At 65.4% G+C, this 6,384-nt stretch carries 6 protein-coding genes; all 6 read left to right on the top strand.

Going from position 1 to position 6,384, the window contains the following annotated elements:
• Positions 1-601, top strand: a 601-nt coding sequence (locus tag FKP22_RS17675) for an aldehyde dehydrogenase family protein (RefSeq protein WP_141288847.1), incomplete at its 5' end; no start/stop codon positions are given.
• A gap of 41 nt (positions 602-642) precedes the next feature.
• A complete protein-coding gene (locus FKP22_RS17670) occupies positions 643-1,617 on the top strand; it encodes an ABC transporter substrate-binding protein (RefSeq protein ID WP_141288849.1) in 975 nt (324 codons plus the stop codon).
• 113 nt (positions 1,618-1,730) lie between these two features.
• Positions 1,731-2,804, top strand: a complete 1,074-nt coding sequence (gene chvE / locus FKP22_RS17665; RefSeq protein WP_141288845.1) for a multiple monosaccharide ABC transporter substrate-binding protein — start codon at positions 1,731-1,733, stop codon at positions 2,802-2,804.
• A 58-nt stretch (positions 2,805-2,862) separates the two neighbouring features.
• A complete protein-coding gene (gene mmsA, locus FKP22_RS17660; protein ID WP_310733345.1) occupies positions 2,863-4,395 on the top strand; it encodes a multiple monosaccharide ABC transporter ATP-binding protein in 1,533 nt (510 codons plus the stop codon).
• Positions 4,379-5,593: a multiple monosaccharide ABC transporter permease gene (gene mmsB, locus FKP22_RS17655; protein ID WP_141288841.1), complete on the top strand. Its 1,215-nt coding sequence runs from the start codon at positions 4,379-4,381 to the stop codon at positions 5,591-5,593. The genes mmsA and mmsB overlap by 17 nt, the downstream gene beginning before the upstream one ends.
• A 5-nt stretch (positions 5,594-5,598) precedes the next feature.
• A partial coding sequence (locus FKP22_RS17650; protein WP_141288839.1) for an ATP-binding cassette domain-containing protein occupies positions 5,599-6,384 on the top strand: 786 nt, incomplete at its 3' end.

The raw sequence follows: 6,384 nt of genomic DNA, 5'->3' as shown, positions 1-6,384 counted from the left end.
CCGGCCGCTGGATGAAGCGCAGGCTGAGGTGGGCCACGCCGGCCAGTTGTTCCGCTTTTTCGCAGCCGAGGTGCTGCGCCAGGCTGGCAACGAGCGTGCCCCTGGCAAGGGCCAGGCGCGTGCCCCGGCAGCTCGCGCGCCCGTCGGCGCAGTGGCGTTGATTGCGCCGTCGCAGTGCCCGTTTGCGATCCCCGCCGAGCAGATCGCGCCGGCGCTGGCCTTTGGCAACACCGTGGTCTTCAAGCCGGCAGAGCGCGCCTCGGCCTGCGGTTGGGCATTGGCCGAAGTCATCAGCCGGGCCGGACTGCCCGCGGGGGTATTCAATCTCGTGATGGGCAGTGGCCGGCTCGTAGGGCAAACCCTTGTCGACAGTCCCCTGATGTCTGCGGTCTGCTTCGCGGGTTCGGCTGCGATTGGCGAAGGCGTTCTTCAGCGCGCCAGCACGCGGCGCGCCAAGGTTCAGCTGATGCCCCTGCCGGTATGGCCACCATTGGCGCTGCCACAGGCTTCAACGGCTGGCGCGCGCCAGCTGGCACGGCGCGCCGCCGAGTTTTTCACTACCCCCGTCGCCGCCCGGGCGGCGCCTGTGTTCCGGGCATGAGCCCACGTTCTCGTCAAAGCAACCACAAGGAGACAGACATGATGAATTCCCGTTTGAACCGCCGCCACGTGCTGAGCGCGTTGGGCGCTGCCACGCTCTCGGCAGGCCTGCCGCTGGGCGCGCTCGCCGCCGACAAGAAGCTGGTCCTGGGCTTCTCGCAGATCGGCGCCGAAAGCGAATGGCGCACCGCCAACACCGAGTCGATCAAGGCCGCCGCAGCTGCCGCCGGCATCGAGCTGAAGTTCTCGGACGCGCAGCAGAAGCAGGAAAACCAGATCAAGGCGCTGCGCTCCTTCATCGCCCAGAAGGTCGATGTGATCGCCTTCTCGCCGGTGGTGGAATCGGGCTGGGAAACCGTGCTGCGCGAAGCCAAGGCCGCGAAGATCCCGGTCATCCTGACCGACCGCGCCGTCAACGTGAAGGACGATTCGCTGTACGTCACCTTCATGGGTTCGGACTTCCTGGAAGAAGGCCGCAAGGCCGGCCGCTGGCTGGTCGAGAAGACCAAGGGCTCGACCGGTGATGTGAACATCGTCGAGCTGCAAGGCACCGTGGGCTCGGCCCCGGCCATCGACCGCAAGAAGGGCTTCGAGGAAATCATCAAGGCCGACCCGAAGTTCAAGGTGATCCGCTCGCAGACCGGCGACTTCACGCGCGCCAAGGGCAAGGAAGTCATGGAAGCCTTCCTGAAGGCCGAGGGCAAGAAGATCAATGTGCTGTACGCGCACAACGACGACATGGCCATCGGTGCGATCCAGGCGATCGAGGAAGCCGGCCTGAAGCCAGCAAAGGACATCACCATCATCTCGATCGACGGCGTCAAGGGCGCCTTCGAAGCGATGATTGCCGGCAAGCTGAACGTCAGCGTCGAGTGCAGCCCGCTGCTGGGCCCGCAGCTGATGCAGGCCGCCCAGGACCTGAAGGCCGGCAAGACCTTGCCCAAGCGCATCGTCACCCAGGAATCCATCTTCCCGATGGAAGTCGCGGCCAAGGAATTCCCCAGCCGCAAGTATTGAGCTTTGATCGGATGATCGCGGGCCTGGCCCTCGGCCATCCGTACCCTCTCGGGGGACCTGGCGCCATGCGGCAGGTCAGGGGGGCTCTCTGAAATGAAACTGGAGACACGAACATGAAGTTGATGAACAAACGCACGCTGCTGCTGGCCACCAGCCTGATGGCGACCCTGGGCTGGCTGCAGCCCGCTGCCGCGCAGGACAAGGGCCCGATCGGCATCTCGATGCCGACCAAGTCCTCGGCCCGCTGGATCGCCGACGGCGACAACATGGTCAAGTACTTCAAGGACAAGGGCTACAAGACCGACCTGCAGTACGCCGACGACGACATCCCGAACCAGCTCGCGCAGATCGAGAACATGGTCACCAAGGGCGCCAAGGTGCTGGTGATCGCCGCCATTGACGGCACCACGCTGTCCAACGCGCTGCAGAAGGCGGCCGACAAGGGCGTCAAGGTCATCGCCTACGACCGCCTGATCAAGGGCTCGAAGAACGTCGACTACTACGCCACGTTCGACAACTTCCAGGTCGGCGTGCTGCAGGCCGGTGCCATCGTCGACAAGCTGGGCCTGAAGGCCGGCAAGGGCCCGTTCAACATCGAGCTGTTCGGCGGCTCGCCGGACGACAACAACGCCTTCTTCTTCTACGACGGCGCGATGTCGGTCCTGAAGCCCTACATCGACAGCGGCAAGCTGGTCGTGCGCAGCAAGCAGATGGGCATGGACAAGGTTGGCACGCTGCGCTGGGACGGCGCGGTGGCCCAGGCCCGCATGGACAACCTGCTGTCGGCCTACTACGGCAAGGACAAGGTCAACGCCGTGCTGTCGCCGTATGACGGCCTGTCGATCGGCATCCTGTCGTCGCTGAAGGGCGTGGGCTATTGCACCGCTTCGCAGCCGTGCCCCATCGTGTCCGGCCAGGACGCCGAGATCCCCTCGGTCAAGTCCATGCTGCGCGGTGAGCAGAGCGCCACCGTCTTCAAGGACACGCGGGAACTGGCCAAGGTGGTGGTCGGCATGACCGACGCGCTGCTGTCGGGCAAGCAGCCCCCGATCAACGACACCAAGACCTACAACAACGGCGTCAAGGTCGTGCCTTCGTTCCTGCTCAAGCCGATCTCGGTCGACATGAGCAACTGGAAGCAGGCCCTGGTCGACAGCGGCTACTACAAGGAAAGCCAGCTGCACTGATGCAGCGGCACCTCACCTGCGCACACGCCAAATTCGTATGAGTACTTCGTTGTTAGAAATGCGCGGCATCCGGAAGACGTTTTTCGGTGTTGTTGCGCTGGACCATGTGAACCTGAGCGTGCGCGCTGGTGAGATCCATGCCGTCGTCGGAGAAAACGGCGCCGGCAAGTCAACCCTGATGAAGGTGCTCAGCGGGGTCTACCCGCATGGCTCGTACGAAGGCGACATCGTCTTCGACGGCGAGGCCAGGGAGTTCTCGGGCATCGCCGACAGCGAGCGGCTGGGCATCATCATCATCCACCAGGAGCTGGCCCTGGTGCCGCTGCTGTCGATCGCCGAGAACATCTTCCTTGGCAACGAGCCCGCCAGGCGCGGTGTGATCGACTGGGGCCTGGTGCACCAGAAGGCGCGCGCCTTGCTGACCAAGGTCGGCCTGAACGAGTCGACCGCCACGCGGGTCACCGACATCGGCATCGGCAAACAGCAACTGGTCGAGATTGCCAAGGCGCTGGCCAAGGAGGTGCGGCTGTTGATCCTCGACGAGCCGACCGCCAGCCTGAACGAGACCGACAGCGATGCGCTGCTGGAGCTGCTGCTGGCGCTCAAGGCGCAGGGCATCGCCTGCATCCTGATCTCGCACAAGTTGAACGAGATTGCCAAGGTGGCCGACTCGATCACCGTGCTGCGCGACGGTTCCACCGTCTCGACGCTGGACTGCCGCGACAACCCGCCGTCGCAGGACCTGGTGATCCGCCACATGGTCGGCCGTGAAATGGCCGACCGTTATCCGCGCCGCGTCCCGAAGATCGGCAACACCGTGTTCGAGCTGCGTGACTGGCGTGTCTACCACCCGCAGCACTCCGACCGGCTGGTCGTCAAGGGCGTGGACCTGAACGTGCGCCGTGGCGAGATCGTCGGCATTGCCGGGCTGATGGGCGCCGGCCGTACCGAGCTGGCGATGAGCGTCTTCGGCCGCTCTTGGGGCCGGCGCATCAGCGGCAGCGTGAAGATGGACGGCCAGGAAGTCGACGTCAGCACGGTGCAGAAGGCGGTGGGCCACGGCATTGCCTACGTCACCGAAGACCGCAAGTCGCTCGGCCTGGTGATGGGCGACAGCATCGCCCGCAACACCTCGCTGGCCAACCTGCCTGGCGTGGCCAAGGCGGGGGTGATCGACGAGGCCAAGGAATTCAACGTCGCCAGCGAATACCGCCGCAAGCTGGCCACCCGCTGCTCGGGCGTGCAGCAGCAGGTGCTGAACCTCTCGGGTGGCAACCAGCAGAAGGTCGTGCTGGCCAAGTGGCTGTTTGCCAATCCCACGCTGTTGATCCTGGACGAACCCACGCGCGGCATCGATGTCGGCGCCAAGTTCGAGATCTACAGCCTGATCGCCCAACTCGCCGAAGAAGGCCGAGCCATCCTGATGATCTCTTCCGAAATGCCCGAATTGCTGGGCATGTGCGACCGCGTCTACGTGATGAACGAGGGCGAGTTCGTCGCCGAGTTCCCCGCGGCAGAAGCCTCGCAGGAAAAGATCATGCATGCCATCGTCAATGCCACGCGCCTCGAACGCCATGACTGCAGTGTCTGATACCAATACCCCCCAGCGCCCCGCCGCCTTGCCAGTGGCTTCCTCCGCAGCGCGTTTCCTGAAGCAGCACCTGCGCGAGTACGGCATGCTCATGTCACTCATCGTGATCATGGGCTTCTTCCAGTACGTGACAGACGGCACGCTGCTGCAGCCGCTGAACCTCACGAACCTGGTGCTGCAGAACAGCTACATCGTCATCATGGCGCTGGGCATGCTGCTGGTCATCGTCTCGGGTCACATCGACCTGTCGGTCGGTTCGGTCTGCGGCTTCATCGGCGCGCTGGCCGCGGTGCTGATGGTCGACTACAACTGGAATTTCGTCGCGGCTTCGCTGGTCTGCCTGATCGTTGGCGCGGTGATCGGTGGTGCCCAGGGCTGGTTCGTCGCCTACTTCCGCATCCCGTCCTTCATCGTCACGCTGGCCGGCATGCTGGTCTTCAAGGGCCTGGCGCTGGCGCTGCTGAAGGGCCAGTCCGTCGGCCCGTTCCCGGACGAGTTCCAGAAGCTCAGCTCCGGCTTCATCCCCGACGTGTTCGGCGGCGCCGAAATGCGGGTCACCTCGCTGCTGCTGGGCGTGATCGTCTCGGTGGTGATGGTGGTGGCGGGTTGGTGCGAGCGCTGGCACCACCACCGCCACGGCATGGAGACCGAGCCGCTGGTGCTGTTCGTGCTGCGCAACCTGATCTTCGCTGGCCTGCTGATCGCGCTGGCCTGGCTGATGGCCTCGTACAAGGGCCTGCCGAACGTGCTGATCATCATGTTCGTGCTGATGGTGCTCTATGAGTTCGTCACCAGCCGCACCACGCTGGGCCGGCGCATCTACGCGCTGGGCGGCAACGAGAAGGCCGCGCGCCTGTCGGGCATCAAGACCGAACGCCTGGCCTTCCTGACCTTCGTCAACATGGGCGCGCTGGCGGCGCTGGCCGGCCTGGTTTTCGCCGCGCGGCTGAACACCGCCACGCCCAAGGCCGGCCTCGGCTTCGAGCTGGACGTGATCGCCGCCTGCTTCATCGGCGGCGCTTCGGCCTCGGGCGGCGTGGGCCGCGTGATGGGCGCGGTGATCGGCGCCTTCGTGATGGGCGTGATGAACAACGGCATGTCCATCCTCGGCATCGGCATCGACTACCAGCAGGTCATCAAGGGCCTGGTGCTGCTGGCTGCCGTGTGTGTCGACGTCTACAACAAGAACAAGGGCTGAGTCGCATGACCGCCGCGTCGTCCGCCAATCCCGTCGTGCTGCAGCTCACCGGCATTGGCAAGCGCTTTGGCCCGGTGCAGGCGCTGCGCAATGTCAACCTGACCCTGCGGGCCGGCGAGGTGCATGCGCTGATGGGCCAGAACGGCGCGGGCAAGTCCACGCTGATCAAGGTGCTCACGGGGGTCTACCCGGTGGACGCGGGCGAGATGCTGCTGGGCGACACGCCGGTCGCCGCGGCCACACCGCGCGATGCGCAGACGCTGGGCATCAACACCGTCTACCAGGAGGTCAACCTCTGCCCGAACCTGTCGGTGGCGGAAAACATCTTCGCCGGCCACTACCCCCGCCATGGCGCCAAGGGCGCGTGGCGCATAGCCTGGCGGCGCATGCAGGACGACGCGCGCGCCTTGCTGGCCCGGCTGAACCTGGACATCGACGTGAGCCGCGTGCTGGGCAGCTTCCCGGTCGCGGTGCAGCAGATGGTGGCCATCGCGCGCTCGCTGCACGGCCAGTCCAAGGTGCTGATCCTCGACGAGCCCACCTCCAGCCTGGACCGCGATGAAGTCGCGCGCCTGTTCGGCGTGCTGCGCCAGCTGCGGGCGCAAGGCCTGGCCATCCTGTTCGTCAGCCACTTCCTGGACGAAGTCTACGAGCTGGCCGACCGCATCACCGTGTTGCGCAACGGCGAGTACGTGGGCGAATACCTGCCCGCCAACCTGGACGCACCAGCGCTGATCAGCGCGATGATCGGCCGCGCCTTCACCGCCAGCACCGGCGCCGTGCGGGCCGGT

The organism is Ideonella azotifigens, from assembly GCF_006519715.1.
In the GTDB taxonomy this organism is placed as follows: domain Bacteria; phylum Pseudomonadota; class Gammaproteobacteria; order Burkholderiales; family Burkholderiaceae_C; genus Ideonella; species Ideonella azotifigens.
Note: the sequence above shows the minus strand (reverse complement) of the source record. Positions and strands in the feature narration are given on the sequence as shown.